This is a genomic window from Mucilaginibacter gossypii, assembly GCF_017569325.2.
GTDB lineage: Bacteria > Bacteroidota > Bacteroidia > Sphingobacteriales > Sphingobacteriaceae > Mucilaginibacter > Mucilaginibacter gossypii.
The window spans coordinates 3,653,780-3,674,521 of record NZ_CP071878.2 but is presented as its reverse complement, the minus strand read 5'-3'; the positions used below and the strand labels follow the sequence as shown (position 1 = coordinate 3,674,521).

General features: G+C 42.6%; 23 protein-coding genes. 17 read left to right on the top strand and 6 right to left on the bottom strand.

Going from position 1 to position 20,742, the window contains the following annotated elements; genetic code table 11:
- Nucleotides 1-45: 45 nt before the first annotated feature.
- On the top strand, nt 46-1,095 hold the full coding sequence (locus J3L18_RS15515) for a glycoside hydrolase family 43 protein (protein ID WP_129569416.1): 1,050 nt from the start codon (nt 46-48) through the stop codon (nt 1,093-1,095).
- 136 nt (nt 1,096-1,231) lie between these two features.
- Here J3L18_RS15515 and J3L18_RS15510 read toward each other — a convergent pair whose 3' ends face one another.
- A complete protein-coding gene (locus J3L18_RS15510; protein WP_223266314.1) occupies nt 1,232-2,599 on the bottom strand; it encodes an IS110 family RNA-guided transposase in 1,368 nt (455 codons plus the stop codon).
- 383 nt (nt 2,600-2,982) lie between these two features.
- On the opposite strand from J3L18_RS15510, the gene J3L18_RS15505 reads away from it, so the two are divergent.
- Together J3L18_RS15505 and J3L18_RS15500 are read left to right on the top strand one after the other, a co-directional pair.
- Nucleotides 2,983-3,840, top strand: coding sequence for an SDR family oxidoreductase (locus J3L18_RS15505; protein ID WP_091163117.1), 858 nt, complete (start codon nt 2,983-2,985; stop codon nt 3,838-3,840).
- A gap of 67 nt (nt 3,841-3,907) precedes the next feature.
- Nucleotides 3,908-4,489 carry a Crp/Fnr family transcriptional regulator gene (locus tag J3L18_RS15500; RefSeq protein ID WP_091163118.1) on the top strand — a complete coding sequence of 194 codons (582 nt, stop codon included), beginning with the start codon at nt 3,908-3,910 and terminating at the stop codon, nt 4,487-4,489.
- Here the strand turns inward: J3L18_RS15500 and J3L18_RS15495 are convergent.
- A complete protein-coding gene (locus tag J3L18_RS15495; RefSeq protein WP_129571046.1) occupies nt 4,486-5,076 on the bottom strand; it encodes an HD domain-containing protein in 591 nt (196 codons plus the stop codon). The two genes, J3L18_RS15500 and J3L18_RS15495, sit on opposite strands and share 4 nt — an antisense overlap.
- A gap of 167 nt (nt 5,077-5,243) precedes the next feature.
- Between J3L18_RS15495 and J3L18_RS15490 the strand changes: the two genes are divergently transcribed.
- Nucleotides 5,244-5,684, top strand: a complete 441-nt coding sequence (locus J3L18_RS15490; protein WP_091163120.1) for a hypothetical protein — start codon at nt 5,244-5,246, stop codon at nt 5,682-5,684.
- A 23-nt stretch (nt 5,685-5,707) separates the two neighbouring features.
- Here J3L18_RS15490 and J3L18_RS15485 read toward each other — a convergent pair whose 3' ends face one another.
- Genes J3L18_RS15485 through J3L18_RS15475 form a run of 3 tightly spaced genes read right to left on the bottom strand, consistent with a single transcriptional unit; the run spans nt 5,708 to nt 8,475 of the window.
- Nucleotides 5,708-7,255: an FAD-dependent monooxygenase gene (locus J3L18_RS15485; RefSeq protein WP_129571047.1), complete on the bottom strand. Its 1,548-nt coding sequence runs from the start codon at nt 7,253-7,255 to the stop codon at nt 5,708-5,710.
- Between the two features lie 58 nt (nt 7,256-7,313).
- Nucleotides 7,314-7,553, bottom strand: coding sequence for a hexameric tyrosine-coordinated heme protein (locus tag J3L18_RS15480; RefSeq protein ID WP_129571048.1), 240 nt, complete (start codon nt 7,551-7,553; stop codon nt 7,314-7,316).
- A 52-nt stretch (nt 7,554-7,605) separates the two neighbouring features.
- Nucleotides 7,606-8,475 (bottom strand): AraC family transcriptional regulator, encoded by an 870-nt coding sequence (locus J3L18_RS15475; RefSeq protein ID WP_091163123.1) that lies wholly within the window; start codon nt 8,473-8,475, stop codon nt 7,606-7,608.
- A gap of 557 nt (nt 8,476-9,032) precedes the next feature.
- Between J3L18_RS15475 and J3L18_RS15470 the strand changes: the two genes are divergently transcribed.
- The 13 genes from J3L18_RS15470 (at nt 9,033) to hmpA (ending at nt 19,207) form a co-directional block, all read left to right on the top strand.
- On the top strand, nt 9,033-9,998 hold the full coding sequence (locus J3L18_RS15470; protein ID WP_129571049.1) for a sensor histidine kinase: 966 nt from the start codon (nt 9,033-9,035) through the stop codon (nt 9,996-9,998).
- Nucleotides 9,999-10,161: 163 nt separating this feature from the next.
- Nucleotides 10,162-10,569, top strand: coding sequence for a hypothetical protein (locus J3L18_RS15465; protein ID WP_129571050.1), 408 nt, complete (start codon nt 10,162-10,164; stop codon nt 10,567-10,569).
- The gene (locus J3L18_RS15460; protein ID WP_091163127.1) at nt 10,569-10,913 is read left to right on the top strand and encodes a hypothetical protein; all 345 of its coding nucleotides are present in this window, start codon (nt 10,569-10,571) and stop codon (nt 10,911-10,913) included. Before J3L18_RS15465 ends, J3L18_RS15460 begins: the two co-directional genes overlap by 1 nt.
- Nucleotides 10,914-10,935: 22 nt before the next feature.
- Entirely contained in the window at nt 10,936-12,054 is a 1,119-nt protein-coding gene (locus J3L18_RS15455) for a PAS domain-containing sensor histidine kinase (RefSeq protein WP_091163128.1), read from the top strand.
- A gap of 86 nt (nt 12,055-12,140) precedes the next feature.
- A complete protein-coding gene (locus J3L18_RS15450) occupies nt 12,141-12,578 on the top strand; it encodes an RrF2 family transcriptional regulator (protein WP_091163129.1) in 438 nt (145 codons plus the stop codon).
- 112 nt (nt 12,579-12,690) lie between these two features.
- Complete coding sequence (locus J3L18_RS15445) at nt 12,691-14,838, top strand: cbb3-type cytochrome c oxidase subunit I (RefSeq protein ID WP_223266265.1); 2,148 nt, start codon at nt 12,691-12,693, stop codon at nt 14,836-14,838.
- Between the two features lie 5 nt (nt 14,839-14,843).
- Nucleotides 14,844-15,887 carry a cbb3-type cytochrome c oxidase subunit II gene (locus J3L18_RS15440; protein WP_129571051.1) on the top strand — a complete coding sequence of 348 codons (1,044 nt, stop codon included), beginning with the start codon at nt 14,844-14,846 and terminating at the stop codon, nt 15,885-15,887.
- Between the two features lie 19 nt (nt 15,888-15,906).
- Nucleotides 15,907-16,173, top strand: coding sequence for a hypothetical protein (locus tag J3L18_RS15435; protein WP_129571052.1), 267 nt, complete (start codon nt 15,907-15,909; stop codon nt 16,171-16,173).
- Entirely contained in the window at nt 16,170-16,577 is a 408-nt protein-coding gene (locus J3L18_RS15430) for a cytochrome C (RefSeq protein ID WP_129571053.1), read from the top strand. Before J3L18_RS15435 ends, J3L18_RS15430 begins: the two co-directional genes overlap by 4 nt.
- Before the next feature lie 367 nt (nt 16,578-16,944).
- Nucleotides 16,945-17,331 carry a group III truncated hemoglobin gene (locus tag J3L18_RS15425; RefSeq protein WP_129571054.1) on the top strand — a complete coding sequence of 129 codons (387 nt, stop codon included), beginning with the start codon at nt 16,945-16,947 and terminating at the stop codon, nt 17,329-17,331.
- A gap of 31 nt (nt 17,332-17,362) precedes the next feature.
- Complete coding sequence (locus J3L18_RS15420; protein ID WP_129571055.1) at nt 17,363-17,656, top strand: cupin domain-containing protein; 294 nt, start codon at nt 17,363-17,365, stop codon at nt 17,654-17,656.
- 1 nt (nt 17,657) lies between these two features.
- A complete protein-coding gene (locus J3L18_RS15415; RefSeq protein ID WP_129571056.1) occupies nt 17,658-17,954 on the top strand; it encodes a cupin domain-containing protein in 297 nt (98 codons plus the stop codon).
- A gap of 38 nt (nt 17,955-17,992) precedes the next feature.
- Nucleotides 17,993-19,207 carry an NO-inducible flavohemoprotein gene (hmpA, locus tag J3L18_RS15410; protein WP_223266266.1) on the top strand — a complete coding sequence of 405 codons (1,215 nt, stop codon included), beginning with the start codon at nt 17,993-17,995 and terminating at the stop codon, nt 19,205-19,207.
- 77 nt (nt 19,208-19,284) lie between these two features.
- Here the strand turns inward: hmpA and J3L18_RS15405 are convergent, their stop codons facing one another.
- On the bottom strand, nt 19,285-20,625 hold the full coding sequence (locus tag J3L18_RS15405) for a polysaccharide deacetylase family protein (protein WP_129571057.1): 1,341 nt from the start codon (nt 20,623-20,625) through the stop codon (nt 19,285-19,287).
- Nucleotides 20,626-20,742: the final 117 nt, after the last annotated feature.

Sequence of the window (20,742 nt, the reverse complement as noted above, 5' to 3'; positions counted from 1 at the left end):
CAGATTTTTAGCGCATTATAAACCACGCTAAAACCTTTCAGCCCTATGAAAAAAATATTCACTGCCTGTTTGCTGCTGCTTTTATTTTACAGCGCGGCAATTGCACAAAATACCGGCGATAAAACTTTTACCAACCCGTTGTTGCCATCAGGCGCCGATCCCTGGGTGATCTGTAAAGATGGGTTTTACTATTATACCAATTCAACAGGGGGCAATATTGTTATCTGGAAAACAAAAGATATTACTAAGTTGAGTACTGCACCTAAGAAAGCTGTTTGGGCGCCGCCGCCTGGTACAGCTTATTCCAAAGACCTATGGGCGCCCGAACTCCATTTTATAAATGGCAAATGGTATGTATATTTTGCCGCGGATAATGGCGATAACAATAACCATCGCATATATGTACTGGAAAATAGCTCGGCCGATCCAATGGAAGGTACCTGGGAGTTTAAAGGAAAAATAGCAGATAGCACCGATAAATGGGCTATTGACGCTTCGGTATTTGAAAATAACGGTGGTTGGTATATGATCTGGTCGGGCTGGGAAGGAGACCATAACGGGCAGCAGAATATTTACATCGCTAAAATGAAAGACGCTATGACCATCGGCAGCGAACGCGTGAAAATATCGAGCCCGGCTTATCAATGGGAAACCAATGGCGATCTGCATGATGCCGGTAACCCGGCACATGTAAGCGTAAATGAAGGACCGGAAATTTTGAAGCATAAAGATAAGTTATTCCTGATCTATTCGGCCAGCGGCTGCTGGACTGACTTTTATGCATTGGGCATGCTTACCGCTTCTAAAAATAGTGATCTGTTGAACCCTGCCTCATGGATCAAAACGGAGGAGCCGGTATTTAAGCAATCGCCGGAAAACAGCGTTTACGCGCCCGGTCATAACTCATTCTTTAAATCGCCAGATGGAAGGGAAGACTGGATCCTGTACCATGCCAACTCAAACCCTAACGAAGGCTGCGGTAATAAACGTTCGCCGCGTGCGCAAAAATTTACCTGGAATAAAGATGGTTCGCCAAATTTTGGTATGCCAATGAAAGATGGACAGTCGTTGACTGTGCCGTCTGGAACTAAGTAAAGGGAGACTGCTTTAAGACACAGTTAAAAAAAATCGTCATTGCGAGGAACGAAGCAATCCCCGATGGGCAGAGTCGTTCTGTATAGTTCGCGATTGCTTCGTACCTTATAATGACGTGTCTGTAAGAGATTCATAATCAAGCTGCTTTTTGGAGTGTAAGACCAAGTTTTTGCGCTTCTTTTTGCAGACGGCTGATCTTTCTTGCCTTTTGAACCTCTACATCTTGCTGGACTTTAGTGACATCGTAGGCTTCCTGTTTAAGTACCATATTATAAAATATCACGGCTATTTTCCTGGCCACTGCTTTAATAGCTTTTGCCTTTCCCTTAGTTGCAGCTAATTTTCGGTATTGCTGCCCTAACGGCCCCTTGCTTTGCCACAGGCAGTTTGCCGCCAACCTGAAAGCCTGCGTAGCCGGGTTGTGGGTGATCCGTTTTTCATAGCCTACGAGCTTGCCTCCTGTTATTTTAGGACGGGGTGACAGGTTTAACCAACTTGTAAAATGGCCTGCGGTAGGCCATTTGCTCATCTCAGGCCCTGTTACTGCCAGTATCGTTAGCAAGCCGATCTCATCCAAGCCTTCCACTGCTGTCAGGTCCACGCCCAAAATTGCTACCAGGTAATCTTTTAAGTTGATATGATATTGATTCTTGCGGACCATGCCTTGTTTCTTTGAGCTTTTTATCTCCGGTGCCAATAGTTTAAGCGTTTGTTCGATGTGCTGTTCGTAATAAAGCATCTGCTCTTTAAAAAAGTCGTATGCCTTTAGGCTGCCCCTAAGTGTATTGATCTGGCTGTCCCGGTAGTCTCCCTCAAGAGAATGGAGCAATTCCTGCTGACTTGCTTTCAGCCGTTTATGATCGATACTACAAAGCAGTTTTTCCGGATCTGAGATCCCTGAGCAGATCATCCGCAAAAGCTTCATGCCGCATACACCTTCAATATCGCTGATCAGGTGCTGGAACTTGATATTCATTTTGGTCAGGGTGTTTTGGATACGGTTGAGTGTATCGCTTTTTTGGTCCTGGCAGATCTGCCTTTCATGGATATATTGCCGCAGGTCCTGGTAACAGGCCGGAGCAATATGTGATTCGCGTAAAAGACCATGGGTAAGCAGCTTATGCAACCACTGTGCATCATTAATATCCGTTTTTCGTGCCGATACATTCCGATAATGGCTTGGGTTGATCATCACCACCTTTATGCCCCGGGACTCAAGGATACTATGCAGGGGCATCCAATAGTTGGCGGTTGATTCCATCGTTACGATCTCCACCTTTTCCCCCTGTAGCAAGTCGGCCAGTTTATTAAGACTGGAGGTAAAACTGTCAAACTGTTTCAGGTGGATCTGATCCCTGGAATCAGTGTAAGATACGACCATGAGCATACTCCCTACATCGATCCCGGCTGATCTGGGGTAAAGAATCCCAAATCGTTCCATCTTTTTTGAACCTGCAGGAGTTCCTGCCCCCTTCTTCTTTTTGTTTTGTTTAGCTTTGCCCATATTTTTAAAAAACAGGGCAAACTCTGCCGCTTTAAAAAGTCTAAGCTTAAAAGCGCGGTAAACCACCAGTTGGTCAGAACTGGTGGTTCCCTATAATGTTTTTTGCAAAAAGCGACAGTCCCAAACTCGCAAGCGGGCTCTTAAAGGCCCCAAGGGTTATACGGGGTGTGTAGTTTGCCCGATGTTCAAGACAAATATCTTACTTCTCATCGCAATGCATGTCATTTCATTTTTTTTCAGGGCTTCCCTGATGGTTACTCGCAATGACGTTCTTGTTATAAGCACACAATTTTCTTGACAAATGTCAATTTCCTTCTTATCAAATGTCAATGTACAGGTTATAGTGTCGCGGTAAATTTGTATCAACAAAAGAACGATACAAAATGTCAAAAACAATTTTTATAACCGGAACAAGCACAGGATTTGGTAAATTAACCACTATAACCCTTGCAAATGCAGGCCATACCGTAATAGCAGGTATGCGCGGAATAAATGGCAAAAATGAAACTGTAGCCAAAGAGCTTTCAGCCTTGCCAAATGTTGAAGTAGTTGAGGTAGATATTACTGATGATAATTCAGTTAAAGCTGCTTTTGAATATACATTAACCAAATACGGCCATATTGATGTGTTGGTGAACAATGCCGCAGTTTCAGGCTTTGGCGTACTGGAGGCTTACTCACTCGATCAGATCAGGCAGATGTTTGAAGTGAATTTTTATGGAACCCTGCGCACCATCTTTGCGGTTTTGCCGGGGATGCGTAAAGCTAAAAATGGCCTTATCATCAACATTACATCGGGTGCAAGTGGTCATACCCTGCCGTTCATGATTCCTTATCTTGCATCAAAATTTGGGGTAGAAAGTATTACCGAAGGTTTAAAGGATGAGCTTGCACAGTTCAACATCGAGAGCGTTAGTATCCAGCCGGGCGTATATCCAACCGAAATGAATAATGGCAGCAAAACAGGTATCCATGCCGATAAACCGGAAGTTATAGCCGAGTACGGCGAGGCCTCAGCACAGCAATTTAACGCTATGGGCACCGCGCTTTTCAGCAAAATGGCCGAGTTTAACATGGACCCGCAAACTATTGCCGATGGTATATTGAGACTGGTTGAAATGGAAAAGGGCACAAGGCCTCTACGCTATCCGCTTGATGCAGTAGCGCAGGGTACCGACCAGGAATTTATTGATGCCCGCGCCGCTATCAAAACAAAATGGTTAAGCAAATACACCGCATAACCTAATTATAAAAATATGACCCGAACAAAAGCAAATATCCCCGGATAAAGGAGATATTTGCTTTTATATGTTTGAGCAATTTAAAGAGTACATTGGCCAGAAAGCAACACTCACCGAAGCTGACTATGCTAAAATTGAAGCAGTTTGTATTTTTAAAAAACTCCGTAAAAAGCAGTATTTATTGCAGGAAGGCGATGTTTGGAAGTATAACGCTTTTATAACCAAAGGCTTGGTTCGATTTTACAGCGTTGATGAAAATGGCCGCGAAAACATAGTAAGCTTTGCCAAAGAAAACTGGTGGACCGGCGACCGTGCCAGCCTGCTTACCGGCGAGCCTTCTAAAAATAATATTGATGCTATTGAGGATACAGAACTGATACTGATTACCAAAACAAACTTCGACAGGCTTTGCCATGATATACCGGCTTTTAACGATATGGTTAATGCCATCCTTAACAAAAGTTTCATTACCAGTCAAAACCGCATTCACTCGGCTATTGCTTTTACTGCCGAGCAAAAATACCTTGATTTTGTGCAGAAATATCCCGATCTGTCGCTAAGGGTGCCACAGGCGATGATTGCATCTTACCTAGGCATTACACCCGAAACCTTAAGCCGTGTACGAAAAGAAACTGTAAAGAAACATTAACCCTGAAACTTCATCAGTTCAATGTTTTTCTTTTTCATGACTTGCAATACCGTTTTACCGTATTCCGTAAAATATTGGTGCCGTTGTAACAGGCTTAAATTAAGGGCATGCCATTCTTCGTCGCTATACTGCTTATCCAAATGTACTTCCCATTCCTGTTTTAAATCATGGGCAAAATCCAGGTAGTTTACAGATGCCAGGTGGTGCATATCGGCATCGCAAATAATTTGCTGGATAAGGTTTTGGGGCGATTGCGGTAATTTGGTGGCTTCAATACAATCCCATACCTGTTGTATGAAATCATTATTATAGTGGTGCTGCATTAAAAAAGTACCGGCAATGATCATGCTGGTGTCTTCATGGCCGTTATAATGATAGAGGTAGCCTGTATCATGAAACCAGGCAGCTATTGTTAAAATAGTTAGTTCCTGCTTTTTTAATTTGCAGTGTGCTGCAATTTCTGTTGCTGCGTTAACAACGCCCAATGTATGTTTAAGGTTATGAAAGTACATGGTTGATGGTAGGTTTTCTTCCATCAGCGACGTGACATAGGCAGCAGCCCTTTTTACTATACTTATTGCAGGCATAAGATAGTTGCGATACTACCCTCATATTCTGTAGGAATTCTGGATAAATATTAACCGGCCAAACTCTCAACAAAAAGATGACACTTTTATCTTATTTGTGTAAACATGGATTTTGCGTTTTTAAGCGGGATTTTAAACCTGTATTTTAGATGCATAAATGTTGATAGATGAAAAATACACTTCAAATAGCACAACTTTACTTGCGCTTTGCTTTAGCTATTGGTTTTTTGTTGCCCGTGGCAGATCGCTTGGGTTTCATGGGGCCGGCAGGGCAAAATTCAGTAAGCTGGGGTAGTTGGGATAATTTTGTGGTTTATACCAATACGTTGATGCCATATCTGAGCCGGTGGATGGCAGGCGTTATGGGTTTTTTGGCAACAGTGGCCGAGGTTTCAATAGCCATCATGTTTATTGTAGGTTTTAAGATTCGTACGGCGGCTTATGCAAGTTTTGCTCTTACGCTTACTTTTGCCCTTTGCATGACCATATTTTCAGGAATCAAGGCTCCTTTTAACTATTCGGTTTGGGCCGATAGCGCGGGTAGTTTATTACTGGCAAGTATAGCCACTTATCGCTGGAGCATTGATTTTATATATGATGAAGCTTAATGCATGTTAAGGCTTTTTAGTATTCAGTTACCTTTGAAGGTATCAAAATAACCGCTTATCAAACCTGGGCTTATTTCATCACTAAGCAGGCCTATATAATTGTCGGGCCGTATTAGCAGGTATAAACCCGATTGTACCCCTAATTTTTGCCAGCCTTCATTAAGGGGTAAATTAACTACTTTGATGTAATTTATTAAGTGAACAGGAATTAGGCTGTCGTACCCAATGCTGCCAATACATAACAGGTGAAATTTGGGTTCCATGAGCAAATGATAGATGCTTTGTAGTTTGCCGTCAATAGCGGTCATAACGTAGGGGCACCTGTCGCCGGCACTAAATTTTAGCTTCTGTTTAATAAACTGCAGGGAAAGCCGGCTTTTTCTGTATGAATACCAAATTTGGGACAAGATCCTGAAAATCCGTTTTGAGATCCATTGGGTTGACAGTACGAGGCGTAAAATATTGGGCATAACGTAGGTGCGTAACTGATATAAGAACCAGTTACAGCTTGTCATGAAAGCAAATATTTTATCGGTAAATTTCATAAGCCATTGGGCAAAAGGGTACCGTTCGTCATGATATGTATTAATAAGTTTATCGTCAGCAACACCTTGCAGCACCAGGGCCAGTTTCCAGGCCAGGTTATGTGCATCCTGCAAGCCGGTATTCATGCCCTGTCCACCTGCGGGACTATGAATATGTGCGGCATCGCCCAATAAAAAACATCGGTTTATCCTGAACCTGTTAACACAGCGGTGATGTAGTTTATAAACTGAAAACCAGTTTAATTTTTCTACGTTCAGCGACAGCTTAATATTGGCCGTGATCACATCTTTAAGATCATCAAAACTAACATTTTCTTTGCCTTCAAAACCTTCGGGCAGGGTACCTAAAATGCGGTAATTACCATTGCCATACATTGGGAAAAAGGCGCAGAAATTAACACGCGACAGTGATGCGATGAGCTTGTTTGCGGGTTGCAGCCAGCTAAGCTTTACATCGGCAACAAAAAATTTATTTTGGTAGGTGCCTCCCTCAAAATTTAATTCCAGTTGCTGCCTTACCAGGCTCGATGAACCGTCGCAAGCCAGCAAGTAGGAGGCTTTAATACTTATTTTGCTGAACGGATCACTTTTATCGTAAAGGCTGGCCACTACGTGATCATCATGCTGTTCAAAACTAACCAAACTGGTTCGCCACAAAACGTCACGGCCTGTAGCTTTCAATTGCTCGTAAAGCAGTTCCTCGTTTTTAAACTGTTCAAATGCCTGCAGGTTGGGGAAATCGGTGAGTCCGTTACCTGCGTTGGTTGTTTCGAGTGTTGCTTTTTCCCGGCCATTCATATAAATGGCGAATTTTCCAATCACCTGTCCCTGTTGCAAAACAGTATCAGCCAAGCCCATTTGCTGATAAATTTCCATGCTGCGGGCTGTAACCAACATAGCCCGCGACTCATGAGTAGGTGCGGGCTTGGTATCGATAATAATAAACTCAACGTTAAAGCGGGCCAGCTGGCAGGCGGCCATTAAACCGGTTGGCCCGGCACCGATAATAATTACTTGTGTATGCACGATGTATTACCGGTCTTAAAAATATGAAATTAATTGGCAAAGCGCAGGCATTATTGCACTATCGCCAGTAATTATTAGCTGCAGCTATGGTGGCAAATTCGGTTGCAACTGTTTGTCCTACGGCAATGAGCATCGCTGGGTCTTCGGCGTAAACACCTCTTAGCTTACCACGAATTTCGGCGTCGGGCTGGGTTACCTTGATGATGAGCCGGGCCATTTTAATTGCAAGTTCACGGCCTTCCTGTGGTGTTGCTGTAATTAGTGAGTCGCCTGGGATTAGTTGTACTGTTTCTGGCATGGTGATAAATTTAATTAGTTATAAAGCTGATTAATAGGTTTTTGATGCGTTGTTAAAAAACAGGTTGTAATATTGTGCCCTTTTTCTTAAAATCAGAAAAGCTTATACCGGTAGTGTTTTTAAAAAATTTACTGAAATGGGCCAGGTCACAAAAGCCCAGATCGTATGCAATTTTTTTCATGCAGCTATCAGGGTGTATGGCCTGCCGTTTTGCCTCGGCGGCAACCCTTTGTCTGATGTGATGACCGGCCGGCTGGCCTGTTAGCTTTTTGACCACCTCGTTGAGGTAATTGGGGGTTACCGCTAACCTGCTGGCATAATCGGCAACCATTTTATTCTCCCTGAAGTTTTTATCAAGCAAGGTCATGAAGTTTTGCAGGATGGCAGTATTTCGCGATTGCTTTGGCGCTTGCTCCGAGTCCAGCTGGCGTGAAAGATAAATTAGGAAAATCTTGAAATAACGCTTCAATATCTCGGATCGGTAAAGGTTATGCCTACTGTATTCTTTAAGCATTATTTCGCTGATATCAATCATATCTTTGGCCAGTTCACTGCTTATGGTGATGATCTGCGTTTGGTTAAACATTTGATAAATGGGGCTGTATACAGGCTCCCTGCCGTAATCTTCTATATCTAAAAACGAATCGGTAAATGAGATGACATACCCTTGCAAACTGCTGCTAAATTTAAGATTATGCAGCCGGCCGGGTTTGATCAATAGTAATTGATTGGGGGTAACAGCTTCTTTTTGCAAATTGAGCCTGTAGTAACCGTTACCGGCTGTTATCCAAATCAGCATAAAATAATCGTTAGGAAGGTCAATGCCGTTTTCTTTGATCCACTCAATGGCATGGATCTTAAAAGGAAAGCAGCAGGATGCTTTGTCAAAGTGTAGCGGAGCAAAATCGTTAGCTTGTTTCATGGTTACTTAGTTTAAAGCTTGTAATACATGTACCGCAACTCTAATTTCGTGCCGTTGTGTTTACTTCATTGATATTCAGTTATTTGTTGTTTTTATAAGCGCTGCTTCTTAACGAAATATCATTATATTCCTGATGGGAAAGCGAAATATCGTCCGTATATATCCTTAACCGCCTAAGCCGTGTACTATCACCGGCAAAAGCGGGCGCGCCGATATGCTCAAGCTAAATCTATTGAAAAAACATTTATTAGTCGGGAGAAGGGATGCCGATATTTTTGTTCTGCTTCAGTCATCCTACATTCACGAATAAAAGAGCTTGAAACTGGTAAGTTTGATGCTTAGTATTTGATTATTAATCATATAGATTAATATTTGCTTTTATTGCAAGGTGGTAATACAATACATAATTTATACATCAAAATCCATATTTAATACATTGATAAGGTTTGGGCATCATATTATTTTTATAAGTTGAATTTGAGGACATGCCTATTTGTGTATAGGCATGCATTGTGAACAGGATTTTTGGTTTAGGCCGGTAATAAAAATAATACCAAGTGAATATCAATATAAGCTTATCCCGGTTTTATTGCAAGCTGACGTTAACAGGCTTTTTGCTTTTGATATCCACAAACTCGCCGGCGCAGCGTTACGATCATATCTCCCAGGGTGTTTTGTGGGCAAAAAGTAGTTCGTTTTTTATGAGGTGGGATCTTATAATTGTCGGCATTGTTGCGTTGCTTTTCGTTTTGGGGGGTGCTTGTGTTGGTTATTGGCAAAAGCAAATAAACGGTAAACGGTTGCAGCTAAAGGAGAAGGAAATCAGCGAGCAAAATCAAATGCTGCAGCATTTAACCGCGGATAAAAATCGTCTGCTTGATGAAAAGGACTGGTTACTGAAAGAGGTGCATCACCGGGTAAAAAATAACCTGCAAATAGTGATGAGCCTGCTTAATACCCAATCGGCATTTTTAAAAAATAACGCAGCGCTTGCCGCCATCCGTGAAAGCCAGAACCGCGTACAGGCTATAGCGCTCATCCATCAAAAATTATATAGCAGTTCAAACGTAGCCTTTATTGATATTGCTGTTTACATCAGCGAACTGGTTAATTATCTTGCCGATTGTTACGACGCTCATGAACGGGGAATCAGGTTTGAACAGCAAATTGAACGTGTTAAAATAGATGTTGCCCAGGCAGTACCTGTTGGCCTTATGCTCAATGAAGCTATTACCAACGCTATTAAGTATGCTTTTCCACACAAGCGTGGTTATATAAACATCTCGCTTGATACACTTGATGATAATAATATCATGTTGAGCATTGCCGATAATGGTATTGGCCTGCCACAGGGTTTTGATATTAAAGAAGCGTCGTCATTGGGTATGGAAATGATGAAGGCCCTGAGCAAGCAGCTTGGCGGGAATTTTAAAATGGAAAATAGCGAAGGCGTGGCAATAACCCTGGTTTTCCGTGCCGAAAAGAATTTCGGGAATATCGAAAATGAATACTATCCTATATAGTATTAACGTCTCATTTGTATTGGGCCATATGTAATTTGTACTACTGAAACCATAATTAGTACATTGATTTCGGGTATCTCCGGCCCGAACTTTACATTGTTAAATAACAGTTAATAATTAAGCATTAATTAATTGTGCGATAAACGTGTAAAGCCCTCATGCTATGAAAAAGTTTGTTTGTTTGGCAGTTGCCTTCTTTACAAGTGTGTTGATGTTTATAGCAGCAGGTTTATTTATTAAGCTTAGCACAAGTTTGATGGAACCCCTGGTGCCTGCCAGGTTTTTCATAATCGTGCTTTATAGTATATGTTCATTGAAATTTGCTTTGCTGGTTATTATGCTTATGCCGGACAAACCTGTGCTTAAGCAAATGAGCATCGGTTTTATATCGGCCGATATGTTTTTAGTGCTACCGGGCAGCGTCACCTGTATTGCAATAAGCGTGCCTGTGCCGCTTATTGCAATACAGGCATTACTCCTGCTTTTTTACATGGCTTTGCAAGGTCGTTTGTGGCTTTATAAGGTCAATGAAAATACTATTGAAAATGAATTGATGGCATCACCTATTTAATGAATGACAATATGCATCACTATGATGAACAATTGATTAATCTCATTATTGATCTGCAGGAGCGGGGCTTTAATCACGATTTTGTAATTGAGAAAGAATATATCAGGTGCTTACAATACAACGAGCTGATTTCGCCCGATGATTTTGATATCCTGGAAACCTATCACTGCAAATCATCGGGAAAGAATAATGATTGCAGTTTGGTGTATGCCATTCGGTTAATTAACCATGACATGAAGGGCATATTAATGAGCGATTACGGGGTGTACATTAAAGGGATGTCATTAAGCTTATGGTCAAAATTTAATAATGTAATCAGGTTAAATCTATCAGTAATAAAATAAAATTTAAGAAAAACATATCCAAATGAACAGGGAAATCAGAAATATGGAAAGCCGGACGGGGCTAATGCCTGAACACCCCATAGGAGCAGCATACATAGGCAATTGGAAAATCCAGCTCCGGTCAAATAAGGTATCCTTTTGCCCGCGAATGCGCAAGATGCTTGAGCTATCAAAGGGATATGATGAAAATATCGAAGAACTTTTTGGGCTTGTTAAACCCGGGCAGTTGAGCGGACTTATCCATGAGTTTAAGGTTGCCTCCTTTAATGGAACCAAATTTGAAAAGCAGGTGCAAATTGTAACCCCATCCGGTACCGAAAAATGGATCCGGCTTACAGGTGTTTTATACTCACGCCGGTGGGGTACTGCCGAGCAAATGATTGGTACCATTGAAGATGTTACCCAGAAAGTTAACGAGGACTGCCTGAGCATGGCTATTTTAAATCATGAACTGCGTGCGCCGTTAACTATTATAAAGCTCAATACCCAGTTTTTAATTAACCATCTTGCACTCAGTATCAATAAACAACCAGTGAGGTTGCTGAACATGGTTGATCAGCATATTAACGGGATGACCAAGTTGATTGATGAATATTTATCACCATCAACCGGCGAGGACAGATCAGCACAGCTCAATTATAGCCTGTTTGATATTAACGACCTGGTTGATACAGTGCTTGGTGAAATGAGGATTCTTTATCCCGGGCACCGCTTTTGTAAATATCCCACTGCCGATAGCATTTTGGTTAGGGGAGATAAATACAAGATTATCCAGGTGCTGATCAATTATTTAACCAACGCTGCCAAATTTTCGCCGCCATGCTCACACATTAACATTAATATAGACTGTAACGAAAATGATGTTGAAGTATCGGTGCATGATGAGGGGGTAGGGATTAATGAGGAAAGCAGCCAGGCGCTGTTCCAGAAGTTTTACCAGTGCAATCAAAAATCGATGAGGCAAAAAAACAGCAAAGGCCTGGGTTTGTATATTGTGAAAAGCATTATCCAAAAACATGGCGGTACAGTGAAGGCCGAAAACGGAAAGGATGGAGGTGCTGTATTTTCTTTTAGCTTGCCGCTTAACCAGCAAAATAAATTTAACAGCACCAGCCAGGAAGCAATAAAACTAATGGCATAAACTGTCAGGTTTAAGTAAACGAAACAATAAAAGATATTTATATCTTTTATTGTTGATTTAAATAATTACTTTTGCTTTATAAAGCAATGGGAATATTTTCAAAAACATGTGAGTATGCGGTAAGGGCGGTATTTTTTATAGCCCAGCGCACCGCCGACGGTAGTAGGGTTGGCATAAAGGAAATAGCCGTAAACATTGATTCGCCCGAGCATTTCCTGGCTAAAATACTTCAGGATTTAAGTAGAAGAGGTATTATTCAATCGGTAAAAGGGCCCAACGGCGGTTTTTATCTTGATGCACAAAGCCTGGCCCGCCCGCTATCCGACGTGATAGAAGCGGTTGATGGCGGTGGTATATTCAGGGATTGTGGTTTAGGATTGAAAGAGTGTTCATCAAAAAATCCATGTCCCTTACACCATGATTTTTTAGATGTAAGGAACCGTTTACAAAACATGCTTGAATCTATCACCATAAGCCAGTTCAATGAAGATTTGAACCTGGGAATTGTAGTACTGAAAAAATAAACCAGCCCGCCAAAAAGGTTACAGGCGGAGGCAAAATCAATCAGTTTTTAACGAATAAAATTATAGACGTATCTAAATAATTAAAATATAAAAAGGTATTAATATATTTTATATGAAATTCAAAATCTACTTAACCCTCAGCCTTATCGGCATGCTGTCGATCCCCGGCACAGCTACCTATGCAGCCGATGTATTGAAGCCCGATCCAGCTTTTAATACCGGTGCCTGCATCATGATTGCAGTTACCATTTTCTTTTTGTTGTTACTGCTGCTTTGGCTTATCCGTTTGGCCCGTAGCCTCAAATATGATGAAGCCGCACAGGAAAAACACGGCGATAAATGGATTTTCAGGCAAATAAACAGCCTGGATGCTCGCCAGCTTGATCTGTTAATAAGCCGCAGAAACCATCGTAAAAAAGCTATTAACAAAGCAAAGGGGGATAATAATGGCTTTACAGCTGTTATAGTATTATTGCTTGTACTTTCAGCATTATCCACCCAGGCACAAACACCGGCCGAAAGCAAAAATGTATTAACCAGTCCCGGTATGATCATTATGCTTACGTTGATCTTTATTCCGCTGGTGGTGACAGTTTTTTTGGTGGCTTTAAAGATCCGCAACCAGGCTGCCAAAACCCGCTACAGCCGTGTAAAAAAGGAAACCAGTGAATTGGCTGATGTTGTTGATAATGACGATACTGTATATGAAGAACTTATTAAACGCAAGCACGCGCTTAACTATCGTTTAACCAACAATGAACTTGCCGGTACAATTGGGCCGGAAGACTCTAAAGGTATCCTGCTGAATGTTGATGAAGTTCATGGCCCGCGTTTTTTTGCATCCAAGCGCAAAGCAGCACCCAAGCACCAAACCGACCCTAAACTGGTAAAGTTGATTATGTGGTACCTTGGAACCGCTACGTTGTGGTTGGTGCTGGGTACTTCCGTAGGTGAGTATATCGGTATCAAATTTGTATCGCCCGATGCAGATCATATCAGCTGGTTAAGTTTTGGCCGGTTAAGGCCTGTACATACCAATATGGTTTTCTGGGGCTGGTCGTCAATGGCCATGCTGGGCCTTGGAAATTACGTGGTTAGCACGGTTAGTAATACGGTAGTTTATAGCATCAAACGAGGATATTATTCGCTCATACTCATGAACACTGCTATTATCATAGGCAGCGGTATGCTCATGGCCGGTATTAACAACGGCGGTGGCGAATACCGTGAATATATATGGCCAGTTATGGCGCTTTTTGCCGGTGGTATTGTAGTAAGCCTCGCTAATTACATCCAAACTATAGCACAGCGCAAAACTAAAGAGATCTATATCTCCAACTGGTATATCGTTTCGGCTATGATGTTTTTAACGGTGATTGTAACGGTAGGCTATCTGCCCTTTTACCAGGACGGCCTCGGCGAAACCATTGTGCAGGGGTATTATATGCACCAGGCCGTAGGCATGTGGTTTATGTTCTTTAACCTCGGATTGGTTTACTACTTTTTACCACAGCAGTTAAATACGCCTATTTACTCTTACAGTTTAGGAATATTGGCCTTTTGGTCGCAGATTTTATTTTATACGCTGATAGGTACACATCACTTTATTTTTAGCTCAATACCATGGTGGCTGCAAACCGTAGCTATTGTAGGCAGTATGGGGATGTTGATCCCGGTATTTTCTGGTACCACCAATTTTATCATGACCTTCAGGGGCAATTTTAACAAGATTGGCAGGAGTTACACACTGCCATTTTATATCGTTGGGATCCTGTTTTACTTCACCGGTTCCACACAGGGGACGGCAGAAGCATTCAGGGAAACCAACCTTATCTGGCACTTTACCGATTTTACCACAGCACACTCGCACCTTACCATGTACGGTATTATTGCCTTTATGCTTTGGGCCTGTATTTATACGATAGTACCAAGACTTACAGGTAACGAGCCTAAACAGGGCTTAGTTGGTGCACATTTCTGGCTGGCTTTGATTGGTTTATTGTTTTACACCATTCCGCTCATGATAGGTGGCACGCTGAAAGGTATAGCCTGGCGCGATGGGAAACCATTTATTGATAGTGTAGTGCTTATGGCACCTTACTGGCTATGGCGTGCCATTGGTGGTTCACTGATGTGGGCATCGCACCTGGTTTTTGCCTGGAACATTTATGTGATGTTTTCGGGGGATAAAAGCGATCCCGATATCAGGAAGGAAGTTTTTGAGAAGCTAAATACTATACCCGCTAACGCTGAAATCTGATAGCCATGGAAATCTATAACAATCATAAAAAGCTTTTTACTGCCGCGTTATGCTTCTTTGTGTTACTTACATTTTTTGTAGCGATAGGGCCGGCATTCACCAGTCAAAATAATAATGCGCCATTACCTGGCAGTAAGCCGCTAAACCGGCTTGAAACAGAGGGTAAAGCAGTATTTATTGCTGAGGGATGCGTGGCCTGTCATACCCAACAGGTACGTAATGTGGATATGGACAAAGTGTGGGGTGCACGCCCCAACATTGCTGCCGATTACGCCAACATTACCCGTACTGATGTTTGGCGCAATACAGCAACCCTCATGGGCTCCGAACGTACCGGCCCCGATTTAACCAACGTAGGCACCCGCCAGCCAAGTAACGATTGGCATTACCTGCATTTGTTTAACCCGAGGTCGGTAGTGGCAGAGTCAGTTATGCCATCATATGAGTGGCTGTTTGATATAAAGGATTACGCATGGCCAAATGATGTAATTGTTAACGTGCCCGATGATTTTAAAAAGGGTATAATCGGCAAAATTGTGGCCACTCATAAAGCTGTGGCACTTGTGGCCTACCTGCGATCGTTAAAAGAAATTACCCTGCCTGATGGTAAACCGGTACCGATATTTCTGTATGGAAAAAGTGATGCTGAAAAAGCTGTCGCTACAACTCCCGGCAAAGGTGTAGCCGCCAAACCGGAATTTGATGGTGCTGCGCTTTACGCTACCAATTGCCAGTCGTGCCACCAGGGAAATGGCGAAGGCCTGGTTGGTGCTTTTCCGGCGCTTAAAGGCAGTAAAGTAGTGCTTGATGACAACCCGGAGGTGCAGGTAACTATCATCATGAAAGGCTATAACGGTCGTGTAAGTGAAGGTTACGGTATAATGCCCGCAGTTGGTACAAACAATAACCTAAAGCCCGAGGAGGTGGCTGCCATAGTGAACCATGAACGTAGTAACTGGGGTAATAATTCCAAAAAAGTTACTGCTGACGATGTGAAAAAGATCATAGCCACATTTGGTAAGCCCGAAACCGTAATTGCTAAAAAGTAAAACAACAGAAACCTAAAAAATGAAAAAATACATCATACTGCTGTTCTTGCTCATCCTTAAACTGGATGTTATAGGTTGTGAGGCCTGTAAAAAACAACGGGCCGGTGGCTTTGGGGGCATCACCCATGGTGCCGGCCCGGATAGCAACTGGGATTATCTTATAGTTTTTGTAATGGTGGTAATTACGCTGTATGTGCTGATTGCAACCATCAAATGCTTTATAAAGCCCGGCGAAAAGAACGAAGAACACATTAAACGGATGATTTTAAACGACCTTAAACCATGAGAGAGCAAAGTTTAGTAACCCTGTTTATTGATGAGGACCCGAAGCCGATAGGGGAGTTCCCTGCACCGGTAACCTTTGATCTGGATACCCGAAAATTAACCGATGGTAATCATGTGTTAAAAGTAGTAAGCAAAGATCACCAGGGTAAGGAAGGTATAAAGCTAATTCCCTTTGTGGTGCGTAACGGCCCGGCGATAGCCATTGAGGGTTTAAAGAAAGATGAAATTGTAGAAGGCGTATTGCCGTTGATGATCAACGCCTATGGTAAAGGCGATCAGAAAACTTTTATGTTGGCAGGCAGCGAAACCCCGCAAAGTATCCCTTGGTGGCTAGTAGTAGGGATTATCCTGTTTGTGGCCTGGACAGGGTATTTCATTATCACATCGCTGGCGGTGAAGCTGTAGTGGAGAGATTAGTGGTTGGTGATTAGAGGTTGGGTGAGTTGAATAAATCTTAAAGTGAACTAATCTCTGATCTCAAATCTCTATACCCGGCGTTAGGGATAGTAGCGGATACCGGCCTGTGACTAAGGCCTGTGCAGTATGAGCGGATAGCCCGGGCCGCAGGTAACGCCCCGTGATTTTGGATATTAGATTTTGGATTTTTGATTTATTGTATTGTAAATCAGTAGTATTTGAAATAGGAATAATAAACGCGACGTCATCCCGAACTTGTTTCGGGATCCCATAATGCAGGTGACATATAGCAGGTGAGGTGCCGAAACAAGTTCGGCACGACGGAGGTAGAAATAAAACAGATAAATACACACTAATGAATGATATACAAGACATAACATCAATCAAGCTACTGGTTGATGAATTTTATACCAGGGTGCGGCTTGACGGATTATTGGGACCCATTTTTGCCGAAGTTATAAAAAACGACTGGCAGCCGCACCTTGATAAAATGTACGCCTTCTGGAATGCTGCATTGTTTGGTGTTCCAGGGTTTAAAGGTAATCCTTTTGCGAGTCATGCGCCGCTACCTATCGGTAATGCTCATTTTGATCGCTGGCTGGATCTGTTTAAAGAAACTGTTGACGCGCACTTTGCCGGTCCTATGGCCAATGATGCCAAGAACAGGGCGGGCTTAATGGCGGTAATGTTCATGAGTAAGCTGGCCAATATGAAGAGTGGATCAGGAAGAGTTATTATGTAGCCGATATTTCCAGATATAAAAATCAAATGTTATGAAACAACTTGAAGTAAACGAACACTTCCAGGTGGTTAAGGTTGAGCTTACCGCAGGTGCAAATATGAAAAGGCACATAGCTACTTCAGATGCCTGCCTGATTGTAGAGGAGGGGAACGCCCTGCTCATCTACGCTGGCGAAACCTATGAACTTGGCAAAGGCGAAACTTTTCTGATCCCTGCCAACGAGCAGCATATGCTTAAAATAATCAATGATTTTAAGGCCTGGATTGTACTGGCTAACGGTGCGCAGATCAAATACCTTGAAGCTGATAACATTTACATTAATTGATATGATTATAGAACAAGTGCGGGGGCAAATGCCCTTAGCTACAGGGCCGATAGTTAAAATACTAAAACAAGGCAATGGCTATAAAGTGTTAGCAATAGGCCTGAAAAAAGGAGCGGTTTTAAAGGAGCATAAAAGTTCCGTACCTGCCACGCTGATAGTAACCGAAGGAAGCGTATTGTATAAAGAACATGAGCGCTCGGTTGAGTTGATGCGCGATACTGATTTCGAAATACCAATAAATGTGCTGCACAGTCTGCTGGCCCTTGAGGATAGTATTTGCCTTTTGATACAGGGTTAAACAGGCACAGCAATTAATTATAAATATATACTGTTAAAATGATGATTACTAAAGAACAAAAAGAGCTGGTTAAAGCCACGGTACCTGTATTGAAGGAGCATGGAGTATTGTTAACAACTCATTTTTACAACCGGATGTTTACTCATAACCCCGAACTTAAAAATGTGTTTAACATGGGCAATCAGCAAAACAGCAAACAACAAACCGCTCTTGCCATGGCTGTACTGGCTTATGCCGAGCATATAGAAAATCCGGGCGTGTTAATGCCCGTGCTTGATGGCATTGGTCAAAAACATACAAGTCTTGATATCAGGCCTGAGCATTATGCTATTGTTGGCGGTCACCTGATTGCCTCAATCAGCGAAGTATTGGGCGATGCCGCTACACCCGAACTGCTTGAAGCATGGACTGTTGCCTACAATCAGCTGGCGGCCATTATGACTGGCCATGAACAAAACCTTTACAGTAAACAAGTGGCTAAAAAAGGTGGCTGGACAGGCTGGAGACCATTTGTGGTAAAACAGAAAGTAAAAGAATCGGCAGAGATCATTTCCTTTTACCTTTATCCCGCGAACGGTGGAGCGGTACCGGATTTTACGCCCGGTCAGTTTTTAAGCGTGCGTTTGTTTTTGCCCGAGCTTAACCTGTTACAACCCCGTCAGTACAGTATTTCAAGTGCGCCTAATGGTGAGTATTACCGGATTTCGGTTAAACGCGAAGCTGGAACTGAATTGCTTGCCGATGGCATGATCAGCAACCGCCTGCATAATTTTGTTAATGAAGGTGATATCATCGAGGTATCTGCACCGGCAGGTGGCTTTGTACTAAATGGTGATGGTGACCACCCAATAGTTTTCATTAGCGGCGGCGTTGGCCAAACCCCATTAATGAGCATGATGGAAAGCCTGATTAAAAGCGGCAGTAAACGACCTAAAACCTGGGTCCACGGTTGCCGCGACAAAAATGTACATGCCTTTAAAGAAGTTATTGAACATTGGGAAGGTAAAAACGAAGAGGTTAAAAAGCACATTTTCTATAACGATATTGAGGAGGCAACACCTGATAATTTTTATGAAGGCTGGGTTGACCTTAACCAACTGGGCGACGAGATCTTTGAGCCAAACACCGAATACTACATTTGCGGCCCCGCAGGTTTTATTGAGCTGCATTACCGCGAACTGGTTAAAAAAGGGATCGATAAGCAACTGATCCATTTTGAAGAGTTCGGCCCGCAAACTTTGCAGTTGAACTAAAAGCAATTGTTAATTGGTGCTGAAGCAGGCTATTTTATCAAAAACTACTTCAGCATCAATTAAATTATCCAACATAATTATCCTTTCTTTAGCGTTACTATGCCTTCATTTGGCTGAGCCTGATAGAGTACATAGGTACCGTGCTGATCTTTAGCTGTGTTAATCTTTTTGCTTTTTGAACCCTGGGTCACTGTTGCATTTGTCCAGCCTGGTGATACGTAGGTTTTGAGCGTTAACGGCAGATAATACATTTTGCCATCAAGGCTATGGCTTACTTTTACCTGTATTATGTTTCCTGTAGTTGAAGCATCGGCTTTGCCGTGCTCACGTTCGCGCATGTAGCGGGTTACATCGCCAAAAGTTGCTACCCATAGTTTGTCGTTTTTGCTTTTGATGTATTGGAAATATTCATCGAGCAGGGTGCTGGGCAGGGCTTCGTAACCCATGCCGTCAATCCCATGGAAAACAAGTACCAGCCAGGTATTGGTATGATTAAGCGTAGTATCAACCCAAAGTTTCATCATAGGTAGCGGTGTTTTGGTAGTTGCCCCGCGCTGCCATTGAATATAATCTTTATCCGTTGAGCCGGGTGTTTGTTTGCTGGCGCGGTCAATTTCCTTTAGCCATGGCTCGGGCATGCGGTTACGCAATGCCGGATATATTTTAAGGGCATAGCTCATTACGCGGTCGTTTTCAAAGCCGTAAGGGCACTCTGCCGAGAATGTATGTTTAGGGCCAAGCTGGGCCAGAATATCTGCCTTGCTTTTTTCCAGTTCCCAAAGCAGGTTCTGCTCATCAAGCCCGGGCATGCTGGGGTGGGTAATGGAATGACTGGCAAACTCATATCCTTTGGCTGCATCTTTTCTGAAATCATCCCAGGTTGAACCTACGGATTGTTTAAACTCATCGTTGGGTTCGTAGCCGGGTTTTAATTCGCCATTGCGGGCTTTGGCATAAATATCATCAAGTACTTTAAACGCTTTTTCTTTTTTACCGCTATCGTACAAACTTCCGGCCTGCGTATGTGAAGCGATGGTACCCTTGTAACCTAAATACCCTGTGGCAGAGCACCGCTCAAAAAAATTCTGATCATTAGTTGGAACCGTTGCCGATTCTTTGATGATCTCCTTTACCGGGCGGCCAATAAATTTCCCATGGTATTTGGATCCGGGGATAGATCCGGTAATGATGAAAAATGTGGCCGGCATTTTTAGGCGTTCCATCACAGGGAGGGCTTTTCTGAACTGGTTCATGGAGCCGTCATCATAAGTAAGGGAAACAGCTCCGGTTTTGCCGTATTGCCATTTAGTTATTTCGGTTGTACCCGCTTTGGTTTGGGCATTGCTTTGCAAGCTTTGCAGGCCGATAAATGCTGTGAGCAGCAGGGTTTTAATTAGTTTATGATTGGTGGTTAGCATAACTAAAATTAACTTTTTAAATTAATTTACAAAGTAATATTGCTGTTTCAATTGACTGGATAGGAAGGTCCGAAAACTATTTATGGAAAAAGGTTTGTAATTGCATCTTAAGGGTAG